This window comes from Streptomyces noursei ATCC 11455 (assembly GCF_001704275.1).
Classification (GTDB): Bacteria; Actinomycetota; Actinomycetes; order Streptomycetales; family Streptomycetaceae; genus Streptomyces; species Streptomyces noursei.
Genome location: NZ_CP011533.1, coordinates 2,698,128 through 2,714,772 on the forward strand (window position 1 = coordinate 2,698,128; position 16,645 = coordinate 2,714,772).

The following is a 16,645-nucleotide window of genomic DNA, read 5'->3' on the forward strand; positions in this document are numbered from 1 at the left end:
CTCGATAGCGGAGCTATTGGGGCGTTTCGGCAACGCGGCGAGGTGCCGTACCAGACGCCGCGGACCCGGCCATGACCCATCGGACAGGCCCTAGGCCGTGTCGCGCTGTCGCCGGCGGACGGCGAGGCGGCTGTGGGTGCGCCCGTAGACGAAGTAGACGACGAAGCCGAGCGCCATCCAGATCGCGAAGCGGATCCAGGTCTCGGCCGGCAGGTTGAGCATCAGCCAGAACGAGGCGAGCACCGACAGCAGCGGGACGAACGGGACGAACGGGGTGCGAAAGGCGCGCGGCAGATCGGGGCGGGCGCGGCGGAGCAGGACGACGCCGACGGCGACCACGACGAAGGCGAAGAGCGTGCCGATGTTGACGAGTTCGGCCAGCACGTCGATGGAGGTGAAGCCGGCGACCACCGCGACGACGACGCCCAGGGCGATGGTCGAGCGGTGCGGGGTGCCGAACTTCGGGTGCACGCGGGAGAAGAGCTGCGGCAGCAGCCCGTCCCGGCTCATCGCGAAGAACACCCGGCTCTGGCCGAGCAGCAGGATCATGCACACCGAGGTCAGGCCGACCGCCGCGCCGAAGCTGATCAGGCCCGCGTAGAAGGGGTGGCCGACGTGCTTGAAGGCGTCGGCGAGCGGGGCGTCGACGGAGAGCTGGTCGTACTTCTCCATGCCGGTGACGACGACCGACACGGCGACGTACAGCAGGGTGCAGATGGCCAGCGAGCCGAGGATGCCGCGCGGCACGTCGCGCTGCGGGACGCGGGTCTCCTCGGCCGCGGTGGCCACGATGTCAAAGCCGATGAAGGCGAAGAAGACCACCGCGGCCGCCGCGAAGACGCCCATCACCCCGAAGTTGGACGGGGCGAAGCCGAACATCAGCTGGGAGAGCGGCGCGGTCAGGCCGCCGCCGGCCGCGCTGGGCCGGCTGGGCGGGATGAACGGGTCGTAGTTGGCCCCCGAGATGAAGAACGCGCCGGCGATGATCACCAGCAGCACGACGGTGACCTTGACGCCCACGACCACCGTCGTCACCCGGGACGAGAGCTTCATGCCGAGCACCAGGATGCCGGTGATCACCAGGACCAGGACACAGGCCAGCAGGTCGAAGCCGAACTTCCCGTCGTGGCTGCCGGACAGCATCGACGGCAGGTGCAGCCCCCCGGTGTCGAGCAGCGAACGGACGTAGCCCGACCAGCCGACGGCGACCACCGCGCACCCCAGGGCCAGCTCCAGGATCAGGTCCCAGCCGATGATCCAGGCGGGCAGTTCGCCCAGTGAGGCGTACGAGAAGGTGTACGCCGAGCCGGCGACCGGCACGGTGGAGGCGAACTCCGCGTAGCACAGCGCCGCCAGCGCGCAGACCACGCCGGCGACGACGAACGAGAGCGCGACGGCGGGTCCCGCCTGCTCCTTGGCGATCTTCCCGGTGAGGACGAAGATGCCGGTGCCGATGACGACACCGACGCCGAAGACGGTGAGGTCCAGCGCCGAGAGGGACTTCTTGAGGGCGTGTTCCGGCTCCTCGGTGTCCTGGATCGACTGCTCGACGCTCTTCGTCCGCAGGACGCCGCGATCACGGCGCGGCCCGCCCCCCGGTCCGTGTCCCTGTGGTCCGTGCTGTGTGCTCATGGGCGAACCTCCGCCTGGACTGCCCTCGCAACTCTCCTGAACTGACCGAGTCTCCGCAATGTCTGGAAATGGTCATCGTCGGCGGGGCCTCCGGGCCCGGGGATTCACCCGATGGGGTGGGGAATCGCGGAGATGCCGATGGGCCGGCCGGAACATCCGTGAGGACGTCCGGCCGGCCCATCGGGCGGGCGGTGCGGGCCGCGGGTCAGTCGCGGGCCACCTCGGCGGGCGCGGTCGCGGCCTCGCCGTCGACCGCCTCCGGGGCGACCGGTTCCGCGGCGGCCGGGACGCCGGCGGTGCGCCCGGCGCCCGCGGCATCGTCGTCGCGGTTGTCCATCTTGGCGACCAGCCCGGTCACCTGGCGGGCGATGTCCGGCGCGGTCAGCCCGATCTCGGCCATGACCTCCTTGCGGGAGGCGTGGTCCAGGAACCGCTCGGGGATGCCGAAGTCGCGCAGCGGGATGTCCACGCCGGCGTCCCGGAGCGCCTGGGCGACGGCCGAACCGACGCCGCCGGTGCGGATGTTGTCCTCGACGGTGACGACCACCCGGTGCTCGGCGGCCAGGCCCGGCAGCGCCTCGTCGACCGGCTTGACCCAGCGCGGGTCCACGACGGTGGTGGAGATGCCCTGCTTGTCCAGCAGGTCGGCGACCTCCAGGCACATCGGGGCGAGCGCGCCGACCGACACCAGCAGGACGTCCGGGCGGGCGACGGAGTCGGCCGGCCGACGCAGCACGTCCATGCCGCCGACCCGGTCGACCGCCTCGACGGCCGGGCCGACCGCGCCCTTGGAGTAGCGCACCACGGTCGGCGCGTCGTCGATCTCGACGGCCTCCCGCAGCTGGAGGCGCACCTGCTCGGCGTCGCGCGGGGCGGCCAGCCGCAGGCCGGGCACGACCTGGAGGATCGACATGTCCCACATGCCGTTGTGCGAGGCGCCGTCGGTACCGGTGACGCCGGCCCGGTCCAGGACGAAGGTGACGCCGCACTTGTGCAGCGCGACGTCCATCAACACCTGGTCGAAGGCGCGGTTGAGGAAGGTGGCGTAGACCGCGAAGACCGGGTGCAGCCCGGCGGTGGCCATGCCGGCGGCGGAGACCGCGGCGTGCTGCTCGGCGATGCCGACGTCGTAGACCCGGTCCGGGAACGCCTTGGCGAACTTCTCCAGGCCGACCGGCTGGAGCATGGCCGCCGTGATGGCGACGATGTCCTCGCGCTCCCTGCCCAGCGCGACCATCTCGTCACCGAAGACGCCGGTCCAGTCCTTGCCGCCGGAGGAGAGGGGCAGGCCGGTGTCGGGGTGGATCGGGCCGATGCCGTGGAAGCGGTCGGCCTCGTCCTGCTCGGCGGGCTTGTAGCCGCGGCCCTTCTCGGTGAGGCAGTGCACGATCACCGGGCCGCCGAAGCGCTTGGCGCGGGCCAGCGCGGACTCCAGCGCCTCGATGTCGTGGCCGTCGATCGGGCCGACGTACTTCAGGCCCAGGTCCTCGAACATGCCCTGCGGCGCGATGAAGTCCTTCAGGCCCTTCTTGGCCCCGTGCAGCGTCTCGTAGAGCGGCTTGCCGACGACCGGGGTGCGCTCCAGGATGTCCTTGCCGCGGGCCAGGAAGCGCTCGTAGCCGTCGGTGGTGCGGAGCGTGGCGAGGTGGTTGGCCAGGCCGCCGATGGTCGGCGCGTAGGAGCGCTCGTTGTCGTTGACGACGATGACCAGCGGGCGGTCCTTGGCTGCGGCGATGTTGTTGAGCGCCTCCCAGGCCATACCGCCGGTGAGGGCGCCGTCACCGATGACGGCCACCACCCGGTCGTCCCGGCGGCGGACCTCGTTGGCCTTGGCAATGCCCTCGGCCCAGCCCAGGACGGTGGAGGCGTGGCTGTTCTCGATGACGTCGTGCGGGGACTCGGCGCGGGAGGGGTAGCCGGAGAGGCCGCCCTTGGCCTTGAGCTTGGCGAAGTCCTGGCGGCCGGTCAGCAGCTTGTGGACGTAGGACTGGTGTCCGGTGTCCCACAGGACCTTGTCCTTGGGGGAATGGAATACACGGTGCAGGGCGATGGTCAGCTCGACCACGCCGAGGTTCGGGCCGAGGTGTCCGCCGGTCTTGGAGACCGCGTCGACGAGGAAGCCGCGGATCTCGCCCGCGAGCTGCGTGAGCTGCTCCGGGGAGAGCCGGTCCAAGTCGCGCGGCCCCTTGATACGGGTCAGCAATGCCACCCCATGCCTCCTTGCTGCCGTAGGTCGAGCTTGCCGATCAGATGAGTCTAATGTCGCGTCCGCCGCCGGCGCGGCCGGGCCCGGCGATGTATGTCACTCGGGTGACAGCCGCCTCGAACGCCTGTTTCCAGCCGCCCCGGCAGTTCCCCGGGCACGGCACGGCCCCCATCGGAAGACGTCCGATGGGGGCCGGTTTCCACCGTGTCACGCAGACTGTTGCAGTTTTACGACATTGCGCGGCCTCCGTGCGCCGGGGTGCCGGCAGAGACCCGACAGGACCCAGGTGCGCCCGGGGCGCTTCCGCACCCGCACGAGACCCGCGGGTCAGGTGCGCCCGGCGGTCTTCTGGGTCCGCCGGGACACCGAGTCGATCACCACGGCGGCCAGCAGCACCGCGCCGGTGATCATGTACTGGATCTCGCTGGCCATGCCGAGCAGGTTCAGGCCCTGCTGGATGGACTGGATCACCAGCATGCCCAGCAGCGCGGACCAGATCTTGCCGCGGCCGCCGAAGAGGCTGGTGCCGCCGATGACCGCCGCGGCGATGACGTTCATCAGGGTGTTGCCGGAGCCCAGGTTCTTGGTGGCGCCGCCGGAGAGGCTGGCGATGAACAGCCCGCCGAAGGCGGCGAGCATCCCGGAGATCGCGAAGACGGTGATCCGGACCCGGTTGACGTTGATGCCGGCGCGGCGGGCCGCCTCGGCGTTGCCGCCGACCGCGAAGATCTGCCGGCCGTAACCGGTGCGGCGCACCACGAAGTCCGCGACGACCAGGACGCCGAGGAAGAGCACCAGGGCCAGCGGCAGCCCGCGGGCGCCGGACGGCTCGTTGAGGACGTAGGCGACCGCGAAGGCGATCACCGCGACCACGCCGGTGCGCAGCAGGATCTCGCTGAGCGGCCGGGACGGCAGGGTCGCGGCCCGGCGGCGCCGGCTGTCCAGCAGCAGGGAGCCCGCGTAGGCGAGGACCGCGATCAGCGCCAGGCCGTAGGCGGCGGCCTTGTCCTCGAAGTAGTAGCCGGTGAGGTTCTCCACCAGGCTGCCGCTGGGCGTGTTGATGGAGCCTTCCTTGCCCATCATCCAGATCTGCAGGCCGCTCCAGCCGAGGAATCCGGCCAGGGTGACGACGAACGCGGGCACGCCGATCTTGGCGAAAAAGAAGCCGTGCAGGACGCCGATGACGGCGCCGGCGGCGATCGCGATCAGGACCGCGAGCCAGTCGTTGACGCCGTGGGTGACGCTCAGCACCGCCCAGACGGCCGCGCCCACGCCGGCGACCGAGCCGACCGAGAGGTCGATCTCGCCGAGCAGCAGGACGAAGACGATGCCGACGGCCATGATGCCCAGGCCGGAGGTGTAGACGCCGATGTTGGCGAGGCTGCCCGCGGACAGGAAGCTGCTGTTCTTGAGCTGGAAGACGACCGCGATGATCACCAGGCCGACGACGACCGGCAGGGATCCCAGCTCACCGCCGCGGATCCGGCGCACGAACTCGCCGAAGTAGCCGGCGAGTCCTTTCTGTCTGACCAGCAGCCGGGGGTCGACGGCGGCCGGCTGCGGGGGCTGAGGCGTGGCCTCGGCAGTCTGCTGTTCGCTCATGCCCCGGCCTCCTTCTTGAGCTGGTCGGTGCGCGCCTTGCGGCGGGTGACGGCGTTGTCGTCGGCACCGGTGATGGCGGCGATGATCTCTTCGTGGGAGGTGTCCGCGACGTCGAAGACACCGTTGTTGCGGCCCAGCCGCAGGACCGCCACCCGATCCGCGACGGCCAGCACGTCGGCCATGTTGTGGCTGATCAGGATGACGCCGAGGTCGCGCTCGCGGAGCCGCTCGACGAGGTCGAGGACCTGCGCGGTCTGCTCGACGCCGAGGGCGGCGGTCGGCTCGTCGAGGATGACGATCTTCGGGTCGCCGATCAGCGCGCGGGCGATGGCGACGACCTGCCGCTGCCCGCCGGAGAGCGCGGCGACGGGGATCCGGACGCTGGGGATCCGGATGGACAGGGTGTCCAGCAGTTCCTTGGCCCGCTTCTCCATGGCGATCTCGTCGAGGACGCCGGCGGTGCTGAGCTCGTTGCCGAGGTAGAGGTTGGCGACGACGTCGAGGTTGTCGCAGAGCGCGAGGTCCTGGTAGACGGTGGCGACGCCGAGTTCCTGCGCGTCGTGCGGCTTGGTGATGCGGACCGGCGCGCCCTCCCATTCGATGACGCCGTCGTCGACCGGGTGGACGCCCGAGATGGTCTTGACGAGGGTGGACTTTCCGGCGCCGTTGTCGCCGACGAGGGCGACCACCTCACCGGCGCGGATCTCCAGCGTGACGTCGGTGAGCGCCTGGACGGCGCCGAACCGCTTGGAGACCCCGCGCAACGCCAGGACAGGCGTAGCGGACACGTGAATCATCTCCTTCACCGCCGTCGCTGCGGCGGGAATGGTGGTGCGAGTGCGGGGGTGTGCGGGCCCCCGGCGCGGCGGCCGGACGGCCACCGGACCGGGGGCGGGGACGGGACGGAAGCGGGCCGGACGGGGCCCGCCGCCCGCCTTACTTGATGCCCGCCGCCTCGCACGCCGCCTTGACGTCGGCGGTGCAGATCTGGCTCGCCTGGTAGACCTTGTCCTTCAGGATCGTGTCCTTGATGTTGTCCTTGGTCACGACCTGGGCGTCGTAGAGCTTGGCGGGGATGCCCTTGACCTCGCCGCTGAGGCTGTCCACCTTGGTGGGCGTCAGGGAGTCGGCCTTCTCGCCCTTGAGCAGCTTGACCGCGATCTCGGCGGTGGTGTCGGCCTGCGGCTGGATCTGCTTGTAGATGGTGAACGCCTGCTCGCCCTTGAGGACCCGCTGGAGTCCCGCGAGCTCGGAGTCCTGGCCGCCGACCGGGACGGTCATGCCCCGCTGCTTGAGGGCGGTGATGATGCCGCCGGCCATGCCGTCGTTGGCGGAGTAGACGGCCTGGATGCCGTCCTTGCCGAGCGAGTCGATGGCCGCGTTCATCTTCTTGTTGGCCTCGTCCGACGACCAGTCCGGGATGTCCTGCTCGTAGACGACCTTCTTGACCTGCTTGTCGAGGACGCTGTGGGCGCCCCGCTTGAAGAACGGCGCGTTGGGGTCGGTCGGCGAGCCGTTGATCATGACGACATTGCTGTCCTTGGCCTGGTCGCCGAGCGCCTTGACCAGGGCCTCGCCCTGGAGGCGGCCGATCTTCTCGTTGTCGTAGGAGACATAGGCGGAGATCTGGCCCTCGGCCAGGCGGTCGTAGGCGACGACCTTGACGCCCTGCTTGGCGGCCTGGTCCACCCAGGACTTGGTGGCCTTGTAGTCGACCGGGTCCAGGACGATCACCTTGACGCCCTGTGTGATCAGGGCGTCGAACTGCTTCTTCTGGGTCTGGGTGTCCTGGTCGGCGTTGTTGTACTTCACCTTGCAGTCCGGGCAGAGCGCCTGGATCTTCTTGGTGATCAGCGGACGGTCGAAGGTCTCGTAGCGGGTGGTCTTGTTCTCCGGCAGCAGCAGACCGATGGTCTTGCCGTCGCCGCCGCTCTTGGCGCCGTCGCCGGCCTTGCCGCAGGCGGCCACGGAGAGCGCCATCGAGACCGCTGCGGTGCCTATGACGACGCGACGCGTCCACACGTTGAGCACATTCATTGGGGGTGCCTCCCTGACGTGGCCGCGTCGTTGCGGCCGAGGTGGCTGGAAGTCAACTCGGCCGCCAGCCGACCGTCAAGGAGTAAATCCTTAACGAGATGACAACGGTGCCATGCGTTTGGGGTGTGAACGTAAGCCGTTCACGCTATGGCTGCCGCGTCCGCGCCGCGCGCCCCGTCGAGCAGGCTCGAATCGCCCATCTCGCTCAGCACCAGGGCGAGCGCGCCCAGCACCTCGGCGCGGCCCCCGAGGGTGCCCGGCACGATGCCCAACTGCCGTGCGGCGCTGGGGATCGCGTACCGCGACACCGACTCCCGGATCGGGCCGAGCACCAGCTCGCCGGCCTCCGCGAGGTCGCCGCCGAGCACCACCCGACTGGGATTGAGCAGATTGCACAGATTCGCCACACCACTACCGATATGGCGTCCCACGTCCGCGATGACCCGGCGGCAGCCGGGGTCGCCCTCGCGGGCCAGCTGGACCACGCGCGGCATGGTCAGATCGGGGCCGTGGCTCGGCTGGAGCAGCGGGAGGACGTAGCGGGCGGCGGTGAAGGTCTCCAGGCAGCCGCGGTTGCCGCAGCGGCAGACCGGGCCGGACTCGTCCAGGGTGATGTGCCCGATCTCGCCCGCCGTGCCGCCCGGGCCGCGGTAGATCTGCCCGCTGATCACCAGGCCGGCGCCGACACCGCTGGCCACCTTGATGTACGCCAGGTCCGCCGCGCCGCGGCCGCCGCCCCACACCAGCTCGCCGAGCGCGCCGAGGTTGGCGTCGTTGTCGACGTAGACGGGGACGCCGAGCCGCCCGGACAGCTCCTCGCCCGGGTTGGTCCCGGACCAGCCCGGCAGGATCGCGGTGGAGCCCAGGGTGCCGGACTCCACGTCGATGGGACCGGGGACGCCCAGCCCGACGCCGATGATCTTGTCGGTGCTGACCCCGGTGCGCGCGATCAGCCGACTGACCAGCTGCTCGGCCCGGTCGAAGCCCTCGGCCGCGGAGGCGTCCACATCGATCGGCTCGGCCTCCTCGGCGAGCACCTCGTGGGCGAGGTTGCCGACCGCCACCCGCAGGTGGGAGTGGCCGAAGTCGACGCCCACGACGATGCCGGCGTCGCCGGAGAGCGAGACGCTGCGCGCCCGTCGGCCGCCCGCGGATGTGGGCGTCACCTCGACCGTCCCGCCGTCCTTCAACTCGCGAACGATGTTCGAGACGGTGGCCGCGGACAGCCCCGTGCTCCGGGCGATCTCCGCCTGGGTGAGCGAGCCCGCCATGCGCACCGCTCGGACGACCCGCTCCAGATTGGCCCGGTGCAGCGAGGACTGCGACCCCGGAGTCTCCATCGACTCATCCACTCCCGCCTGGGGCGGACAGTGCGACGACTGCCCGCCGGCCGCACCCACGTCATCGGGGGACGGCAACCGATTTCAACATGTGAACTCTAAGCAGAACTCCAGCGGGGAAGTCTCGTCAAGGCGTTGAGCCCGAGCAGCATCGGGGCGGCCGGACATATACGGGAAGGGCGGTCCCGCCCGGTGCGGGACCGCCCTTGGGCACGCGGCGGGCGCTACTTGAGCGCGCCGGCCGTCAGTCCGGCCTGCACCTGCCGCTGGAAGATGATGTAGACGAGCAGCACCGGCAGCATCGCGATCATCATGCCGGCCATCAGGCCGCCCCAGTCGCCCTGGTAGCCCTGCTGGAGCGCGAGGTTGGCCAGGCCCTGGGTGAGCACGTACTTGTCCTCGTCCTGGTTGAGGACCATCGGCAGCAGGTACTGGTTCCACTGCCCCAGGAAGTTGAAGATCCCGACGCTGATCAGGCCGGGCTTGGCCATCGGCAGCATGACCTGGAAGAACGTCCGGGCGTGCGAGGCACCGTCGATCATCGCCGCCTCCGCCACCGAGGTCGGCAGGGTGCGGAAGAACGCCGTCATGAAGAAGACGGTGAACGGCAGCGAGTAGGCGATGTAGACGACGATCAGACCCTGGTACGTCGCCAGCAGCGGCAGGCCCGGGAAGTCCCGCAGCACGAAGAACAGCGGGATCACCAGCATGAAGACCGGGAAGGACATGCCGGCGACGAAGAGGTAGTAGATGAGGCGGTTGCCGGGGAACTCGAAGCGGGCCAGGACGTAGCCCGCCATGGAGCCCAGCACCATCGTCCCGGTGAGCGAACCGCCCACCACGATGAGGGTGTTGAGGAACATCTTGCCGATGTTGGCCTTCTCCCAGGCGTTGATCCAGTTCTCGAAGTGGAGCTTGCCCGGGAGGGACCAGGGGGTGGTGAGGATGTCGCCGCTGCTCTTGAACGAGCTCCACAGCACCCACAGCAGCGGCATGCCCACCATCAGCGCCCACACGACGAGCATGCCGTGCGAGAAGACGTTGAGCGTGCCGCCCTCGGAGGTCCGGCGCGGCCGTGCCGCGGTGGCCCGGCGCGGTCGCGCCTCGGTGGTCTTGGTCGTCGTCATGCGCCCTCCCCTAGTACTCGATCCGCTCACGGCGCGCGAAGCGCATCGTGAGGACGGCGAACAGCAGCGTGACGACGAGCATCGCGACGCCCATCGCCGCCGCGTAGCCGAACTGACTGTCGCGGAAGGCGGTCAGGTAGAGGCGGAGCGGGACGACGTCGGTCGCGCCGTCCGGACCGCCCATGTTGACCGACATGATCTGCACCAGCGCGAACGCGTCCATCGCGATGATGCCCATGTAGACCCAGCCCGTCTGCACGGTGTCCCACAGCAGCGGCAGGGTGATCCGGAAGAAGGTCTGCGAGCGGCCGGCGCCGTCCAGCAGCGCGGCCTCGTAGATCTCCCGGGGAATGGAGGCCATGGCGGCGGAGAACAGCACGACATAGAAGCCGACGTTGGCCCAGACCATCACCAGCATGATGCAGGCCAGCGCCAGGCTCCCCTCCCCCAACCAGGCGCTCTGGAGGGAATCCAGACCGACCACGCCCAGCAGCGAGTTGAGCATGCCGTCGTGCGGATCCGGATTGTAGATGTTGAACCAGATCACCGAGATGATGGTGATCGAGATGACCTGCGGGAAGAAGTAGACGAATTTGTAGAACGTCGCGCCGCGGACGCCGGTGATGACCGCGCCGCGGCGGGCTCGGCCACCGACGTTCAGCATGAACGCGAAGAACAGTCCCAGCGCCAGTGTGGCGATCGGCACCAACACCAGCATGACGACGTTGTGTTTGAGCGCATTCCAGAATTCATCGCTGTGCAGGAGTTTGCCGTAGTTGGCCAGCCCGACGCTCTTGGCGGTGCCGCGCAGCCCGCTCCATTCCGTGGTCGAAATCTGGAACGCCTGGACGAACGGCGAGATCACGAAGATCCCGTAGACGAGCAGCGGCAGGGCCAGGAACCCCACGATGAATCGGTACTTGCCGTGTCGCATGAGCTCCCCGGCCCTCCCTGGTCAGCGGTGGTACGTGGACGGATTCCCGGTCACGAGGCCCGGTCGGGAAGAGCGGTCAGGAAGCGCGGTGGAACTTGGTGACCGAACTGTCCTTGGCGACCTCGTCCGCGTATTGCTGCGCCTTCTTGATCCAGTCGGCCGCCTTGAGCTCACCGGTGAGCAGCTGGCTGGTGAGACCGCCGAGCTTTTCGTCGGTCAGCTTCGGGTACCACTCCTGGAGTTGGATCATCAGGAGGTTCTTGCCGCCCTCCTTGACGGCCTTGGCGGCGGACGCCAGGCCGGGCGAGAGCTGCATTCCGTCGGTGGCGCCCTGGACGGCGGTGAGCGACTTGACCTTGGTGGCGAAATTCTGCGCGTGCTTCTTGGAGACCAGGATCCGCAGCAGTTCCATTCCGCCGAGCGGGTTCTTGCCGCCCTTGGCGACGATGAACGGCTCGCTGGGTTCGGCGCGCAGGGTGCCGTGCGGCATCTTGTCGTCGCTGCCGCCGTCGAAGAGCGCGCCGACGGCCATGTCGAAGTCGGCCGGGGTGGTGGGCGCGGCCTCGTTCTCCACCCAGGAGCCGTTGGGGATGAAGGCGGCCTTGCCGCGGGTCCAGGCGGTCTGCGACTGGATGTGCGTCAGGCCCTGGCTGCCCTCCAGGAAGTAGCCCTTGGCGGCCAGTTCCTCGTAGTGCCCGACGACCTGCTTGACGGCGTCGTTGGAGGTCCAGGCGCCCGGCTCCAGGTTGTCGATGGCGATCCACTTGTCCAGGCCGCCGATCTTGGCGATCTGTGCGAACAAGTTGAAGTGGACGTAGTACGGGTACTTCCCCGGATACGTCCAGGGGGCGATCCCGGCCTTCTTGATCTCGGCACAGAGCTTGATCATGTCGTCGAAGGAGGTGGGATAGGACCAGCCCTTCTCCTTCAGCAGCTTGTGGGAATACCAGGTGCCGTACACCGTGAAGGCGTAGTAGAAGACGTCGAAGGTGTCCTTGTGCTTGCCCTTTTCGACGGTGCTCGGGTAGAGCGTGTCCCGGACCTTCTTCTTCGGGTCGTCCAGTGACGGGGCGTCGAGCAGCGCGGTGAGGTCCTGCAACTGCCCCTGCGCGGACAGCTTGTTCATATCCAGGTGATCGGCGCCGGAGTTGTCGATCAGGTCGGGCGGATTGCCGCCGGCGAAGCGCGGCTGGAGTTTGGGGCCGATCTGCTGGGTACCGGTGTGCTTGACCGTGACGCCGTAGGTCTTGTTGTAGTCGGCCTCGGCGTCCTTGGCGTACTGGTCGCCCAGACCGCCCTTGAAGATGAATGCCTCCAGCGGGGCGCCGTTCTTCACGCCGAGCGGATTCTTGGCGGAGGTCGTGCCCTTGTTCTTGATGCCGTCGTCCGAGCCGCCGCCGCCCCCGGTGGCGCAGGAGGTCAGGGTGCCCATGGCCGGTACCGCGAGAATTCCCAGGGCCGCGGCCCGCTTGACCAGATCGCGACGGCCTACTTCTGAGGTGGATCCCATGCTCAAGTCCTCGCCTTCTTCAGGACTCAGGCGGTGTACCGGAGCCACCCCGGCACCGCGGGTCAGATGAAGCTGAGTTGTACGGGATGTGCACCGGGCGAGCTAGGGATATGCGGGGGATTTCGTCCGTCCCCGCTTTCCCCCCGGATTCCGGCCTGGCGGTCGTACGGCCGGTTTCGGACGCCGATAGGTATAGTCCACTTCCGGCCGAACGGGCAAGATCGGATACCGGGTTGGTCGGGAGTCTTTCCCTAGTTGAGACCTCCCCGGTATGCGCCTTCGGCAGCCCTCCTCGGAGGCGCGGCCGGGAGCGCACGACCGGGGACGCTCGGCCGAGGTGCGACGTCGGCGGTTCCCGTGGTCGGGGCCTCCCCTGCTCGAACGGAGTGGAGAGCTTGGGGAACGGCGCCCGTACCGGGCGGCGGCCGGAGCCGGTGCGCGCACCGGACTTCGCGACACGGCCGGCGCCGCCCCGGCGCACCCTTGACACCCATACCCCCGGGCACCTTACTTATCTCCTGCACTACGCAACTGACAACGATGTCAATCCCGTTGAGAGGGCTCGCGTGCGGCACAGACACCGGCAGCACAGACACCGGCACGGTCCACTGCGGAGAATCGCCCGTCCCGCCGCCCTCGTGGCGGCCGCCCTGCTCGTCGTCTCCGCCCCGGGCGCAACCGGCGCGGCCCAGGCAGCCCCGCCCCAACCGCCGGGTACCGCGGCGGAGTTCCGCTCCTCCTTCGAACCCGGCCAGCCGGCCCCGGACTGGACCGACACCGTCGAGACCGGCCCGGACGGCCGGCCGAGGACCTCCGGCGTCGCCCCCTCCTCCGGTGCGAACACCGGCTCCACCGGAGCAGCTGACGCCACGCCCCCGCACAGCGGGCCCGGCATGAGCACCGCCCCCGGCACCGGCCCCGCCGACTCCCCCACCGCCAAGGCGCACGCCGGATTCACCGGCGGCCACGCCCTGCGCTACGCCGGCATCCACACCGCCGCCGGCCGGGCCTACTCGTACAACAAGCTGTTCGCGGTGCACCTCCCGGTCACCCCCGCCACCACGCTCTCGTACAAGCTCTTCCCGGAGCTGGCGGAGACCGATCTCGACTACCCCGCCACCCACGTCGCGGTCGATCTGGCCTTCACCGACGGCACGTACCTGAGCGAGCTGGCCGCGACCGACCAGTACGGGGCCCCGCTGACCCCGCAGGGCCAGGCCGCCGCCAAGACGCTCTACGTCAACCAGTGGAACAACCGGGAGTCGCGGATCGGCGCCGTCGCCGCCGGGAAGACCATCGCCCGCGTCCTGCTCGGCTACGACGCGCCCCGGGCCCCGCGCACCGCGCCCGCCTTCCGCGGCTGGCTCGACGACCTCGTCATCGCCCCCAAGGCCCCGGAGAAGCCGCTCGGTCACCCCTCCGACTACGCGGTCACCACCCGCGGCACCCTCTCCAGCGGCGGCTTCTCGCGCGGCAACACCTTCCCCGCGACCGCGCTGCCGGGCGGCTTCACCTTCTGGACGCCGGTGACCAACGCCGGCTCCACCGACTGGCTCTACGAGTACGCGCGGAAGAACAACGCCGACAACCTCCCCACTCTCCAGGCGTTCGGCGCCAGTCACGAGCCGAGCCCCTGGATGGGCGACCGGCAGACCTTCCAGGTCATGCCGTCCCTCGCGGCCGGCACCCCGGACGCCTCGCGCACCGGGCGCGCGCTGCCCTTCCACCACGAGCGGGAGACCGCGCGGCCGTACCAGTACGCGGTGACCTTCGACAACGGCCTGCGCACCGAGATCGCGCCGACCGACCACGCCGCGGCGATGCGGTTCACCTTCCCCGGCACCGACGCCAACCTGATCTTCGACAACGTCAACGACAAGGGCGGTCTGACCCTGGACCGCGCGCACGGCGTCGTCTCCGGCTACTCCGACGTCCGCAGCGGCCTCTCGGTCGGCGCCACCCGGCTGTTCGTCTACGGCGTGGTGGACGCACCGGTCACCGCGAGCGGACCGCTACCGGGCGGCGGGGGCAAGGACGTCACCGGCTATCTGCGGCTGCGGCCGGGCGCCGACCGCACGGTGACGCTGCGGTTGGCCACCTCGCTGATCGGCGTCGAGCAGGCGAAGGCCAACCTCGCCCGGGAGATCCCCGACGGCACCTCCTTCGCCACCGTCCGGGACCGCGCCCGCGCGCAGTGGGACGCACTGCTGGGCCGCGTCGAGGTCGAGGGCGCCACCCGCGACCAGCTGACCACCCTCTACTCCAGCCTCTACCGGCTCTACCTCTACCCCAACTCCGGCTCCGAGCAGGTCGGTTCGCGGGTCCGCTACGCCAGCCCGTTCTCCCCGCCGGTCGGCCCGGACACCGCCACGCGCACCGGCGCGAAGATCGTCGATGGTGCGGTGTACGTCAACAACGGCTTCTGGGACACCTATCGCACGACCTGGCCGGCCTACGCGCTGCTCAGCCCCGGCCGGGCCGGCAAGATGGCGGACGGGTTCGTCCAGCAGTACAAGGACGGCGGCTGGATCTCCCGCTGGTCCTCGCCCGGTTACGCGGACCTGATGACCGGGACCAGTTCGGACGTCGCGTTCGCCGACGCCTACGTCAAGGGCGTGCGGTTCGACGCCGAGGCGGCCTACGACGCGGCGGTGAAGAACGCCACGGTCGCCCCGCCGTCCGCCGGCGTCGGCCGGAAGGGCATGGCGACCGCCCCGTTCCTGGGCTACACCAGCACCGACACCCGCGAAGGCGCGTCCTGGGCGCTGGAGGGCTACCTCAACGACTTCGGCATCGCCCGGATGGGACAGGCCCTCTACGCCAAGACCCACAACCCCCGCTACAAGGAGGAGTCGGCGTACTTCCTGGGCCGGGCCCGGAACTACGTGCGCCTCTTCGACGACCGCACCGGCTTCTTCCAGGGGAAAGACGCCCGGGGCGGCTGGCGGCTGCCGCCGGACCGCTTCGACCCCCGCGTCTGGGGCTACGACTACACCGAGACCAACGCCTGGACCTTCGCCTTCGCCGCCCCGCAGGACACCCGCGGACTGGCCAACCTCTACGGCGGCCGGGCCGGCCTGGCGAAGAAGCTGGACGCCTACTTCAGCACCCCGGAGACCGCCGCGAAGCGGTTCGCCGGCTCCTACGGCGACGTCATCCACGAGATGACCGAGGCCCGCGACGTGCGGATGGGGATGTACGGGCACAGCAACCAGCCCTCGCACCACATCGCTTACCTCTACGACGCGGCCGGGCAGCCGTACAAGACCCAGGAGAAGGTCCGCGAGGTGCTCTCCCGGCTCTACCTCGGCAGCGAGATCGGCCAGGGATACCCAGGCGACGAGGACAACGGCGAGATGTCCGCGTGGTACGTCTTCAGCGCCCTGGGCTTCTACCCGCTGGTGATGGGCCAGGGCGAGTACGCGGTGGGCTCACCGCTGTTCACCAAGGCCACCGTCCACCTGGAGAACGGCCGGGACCTGGTCGTCAACGCGCCCCGGAACAGCGCCCGGAACGTCTATGTGCAGGGCCTCCGGGTGAACGGGAAGCCGTGGAACTCCACCGCCCTGCCGCACGCGCTGCTCGCCCGCGGCGGGACCCTGGACTTCGCCATGGGCCCCCGCCCCTCCCGCTGGGCCACCGGCCCGGACGCCGCGCCCACCTCGATCACCGGGGACGACAAGGTGCCCGCGCCGCCCACCGATCTGACCGTCCCGGACGGCGGCCCGCTGACCGACGACACGTCCGACACCGCCGCCACGGTCTCCCGCGCGACCTTCGCCGTCCCCGCCGGCGCCACCGTCTCCTCGTACACCCTCACCTCCGCCACCGCCGCGAAGGCCCCCGGGGAATGGTTCCTGGAGGGCTCCGACGACGGCGAGCACTGGGTCCCCCTGGACCACCGGAGCGGCCAGCGCTTCACCTGGGACCACCAGACCCGCCCCTTCGCCCTGCCCACCCCCAGCGCCTACCGCCACTACCGCCTCACCCTGCCCCACCCGGCCACCCTCGCCGAGACGGAACTTCTGGGGGGAGGCGCCCGAGTCGGGGCGTCGCGGCCCTGACGGGCACGGGACGGCCCCCGGACGGCACGTGTTGGAAGGATCACAGGGCGGAACATCAGGGGCGGAGTCGGACAGACGGATCGGGGCCCGCCGCGCCGTGGAGTGTCGGACGCGCGTCCTCTCGCGCGTTTCGCGGGGTTCCTTCCACCGCTGCCGAATTGTCGCCCGGGGAAAAGGTTGTACGGCCGGAACG

At 69.9% G+C, this 16,645-nt stretch carries 10 protein-coding genes; 1 reads left to right on the forward strand and 9 read right to left on the reverse strand.

What is annotated here, in order from left to right:
• Positions 1 to 90: 90 nt before the first annotated feature.
• The 9 genes from SNOUR_RS11295 to ngcE form a co-directional block, all read right to left on the reverse strand.
• Entirely contained in the window at positions 91 to 1,632 is a 1,542-nt protein-coding gene (locus SNOUR_RS11295; RefSeq protein WP_312632541.1) for an amino acid permease, read from the reverse strand.
• A gap of 205 nt (positions 1,633 to 1,837) precedes the next feature.
• Positions 1,838 to 3,841, reverse strand: coding sequence for a 1-deoxy-D-xylulose-5-phosphate synthase (dxs, locus tag SNOUR_RS11300; RefSeq protein ID WP_067346190.1), 2,004 nt, complete (start codon positions 3,839 to 3,841; stop codon positions 1,838 to 1,840).
• A 324-nt stretch (positions 3,842 to 4,165) separates the two neighbouring features.
• Complete coding sequence (locus tag SNOUR_RS11305; RefSeq protein WP_067346192.1) at positions 4,166 to 5,440, reverse strand: sugar ABC transporter permease; 1,275 nt, start codon at positions 5,438 to 5,440, stop codon at positions 4,166 to 4,168.
• Positions 5,437 to 6,237, reverse strand: coding sequence for an ATP-binding cassette domain-containing protein (locus SNOUR_RS11310; RefSeq protein ID WP_073448877.1), 801 nt, complete (start codon positions 6,235 to 6,237; stop codon positions 5,437 to 5,439). Before SNOUR_RS11310 ends, SNOUR_RS11305 begins: the two co-directional genes overlap by 4 nt.
• A 139-nt stretch (positions 6,238 to 6,376) precedes the next feature.
• The gene (locus tag SNOUR_RS11315) at positions 6,377 to 7,420 is read right to left on the reverse strand and encodes a sugar ABC transporter substrate-binding protein (protein WP_067358133.1); all 1,044 of its coding nucleotides are present in this window, start codon (positions 7,418 to 7,420) and stop codon (positions 6,377 to 6,379) included.
• Between the two features lie 197 nt (positions 7,421 to 7,617).
• The gene (gene rok7B7 / locus SNOUR_RS11320) at positions 7,618 to 8,817 is read right to left on the reverse strand and encodes an ROK family transcriptional regulator (RefSeq protein ID WP_067346196.1); all 1,200 of its coding nucleotides are present in this window, start codon (positions 8,815 to 8,817) and stop codon (positions 7,618 to 7,620) included.
• Positions 8,818 to 9,041: 224 nt separating this feature from the next.
• Positions 9,042 to 9,944: a carbohydrate ABC transporter permease gene (locus SNOUR_RS11325; RefSeq protein ID WP_067346198.1), complete on the reverse strand. Its 903-nt coding sequence runs from the start codon at positions 9,942 to 9,944 to the stop codon at positions 9,042 to 9,044.
• A gap of 10 nt (positions 9,945 to 9,954) precedes the next feature.
• Positions 9,955 to 10,878, reverse strand: a complete 924-nt coding sequence (locus SNOUR_RS11330; RefSeq protein ID WP_067346200.1) for a carbohydrate ABC transporter permease — start codon at positions 10,876 to 10,878, stop codon at positions 9,955 to 9,957.
• Between the two features lie 76 nt (positions 10,879 to 10,954).
• The gene (gene ngcE, locus SNOUR_RS11335; RefSeq protein ID WP_067346202.1) at positions 10,955 to 12,388 is read right to left on the reverse strand and encodes an N-acetylglucosamine/diacetylchitobiose ABC transporter substrate-binding protein; all 1,434 of its coding nucleotides are present in this window, start codon (positions 12,386 to 12,388) and stop codon (positions 10,955 to 10,957) included.
• Positions 12,389 to 13,026: 638 nt separating this feature from the next.
• On the opposite strand from ngcE, the gene SNOUR_RS11340 reads away from it, so the two are divergent.
• On the forward strand, positions 13,027 to 16,452 hold the full coding sequence (locus SNOUR_RS11340; RefSeq protein ID WP_067346204.1) for a GH92 family glycosyl hydrolase: 3,426 nt from the start codon (positions 13,027 to 13,029) through the stop codon (positions 16,450 to 16,452).
• Positions 16,453 to 16,645: the final 193 nt, after the last annotated feature.

Coding starts and splice junctions, on each gene's coding strand:
- SNOUR_RS11295 (WP_312632541.1), bottom strand. CDS start 1,632: ATGAGCACACAGCACGGACCACAGGGACACGGACCGGGGGGCGGGCCG.
- SNOUR_RS11305 (WP_067346192.1), bottom strand. CDS start 5,440: ATGAGCGAACAGCAGACTGCCGAGGCCACGCCTCAGCCCCCGCAGCCG.
- SNOUR_RS11310 (WP_073448877.1), bottom strand. CDS start 6,237: ATGATTCACGTGTCCGCTACGCCTGTCCTGGCGTTGCGCGGGGTCTCC.
- SNOUR_RS11315 (WP_067358133.1), bottom strand. CDS start 7,420: ATGGCGCTCTCCGTGGCCGCCTGCGGCAAGGCCGGCGACGGCGCCAAG.
- rok7B7 (WP_067346196.1), bottom strand. CDS start 8,817: ATGGAGACTCCGGGGTCGCAGTCCTCGCTGCACCGGGCCAATCTGGAG.
- SNOUR_RS11325 (WP_067346198.1), bottom strand. CDS start 9,944: ATGACGACGACCAAGACCACCGAGGCGCGACCGCGCCGGGCCACCGCG.
- SNOUR_RS11330 (WP_067346200.1), bottom strand. CDS start 10,878: ATGCGACACGGCAAGTACCGATTCATCGTGGGGTTCCTGGCCCTGCCG.
- ngcE (WP_067346202.1), bottom strand. CDS start 12,388: ATGGGATCCACCTCAGAAGTAGGCCGTCGCGATCTGGTCAAGCGGGCC.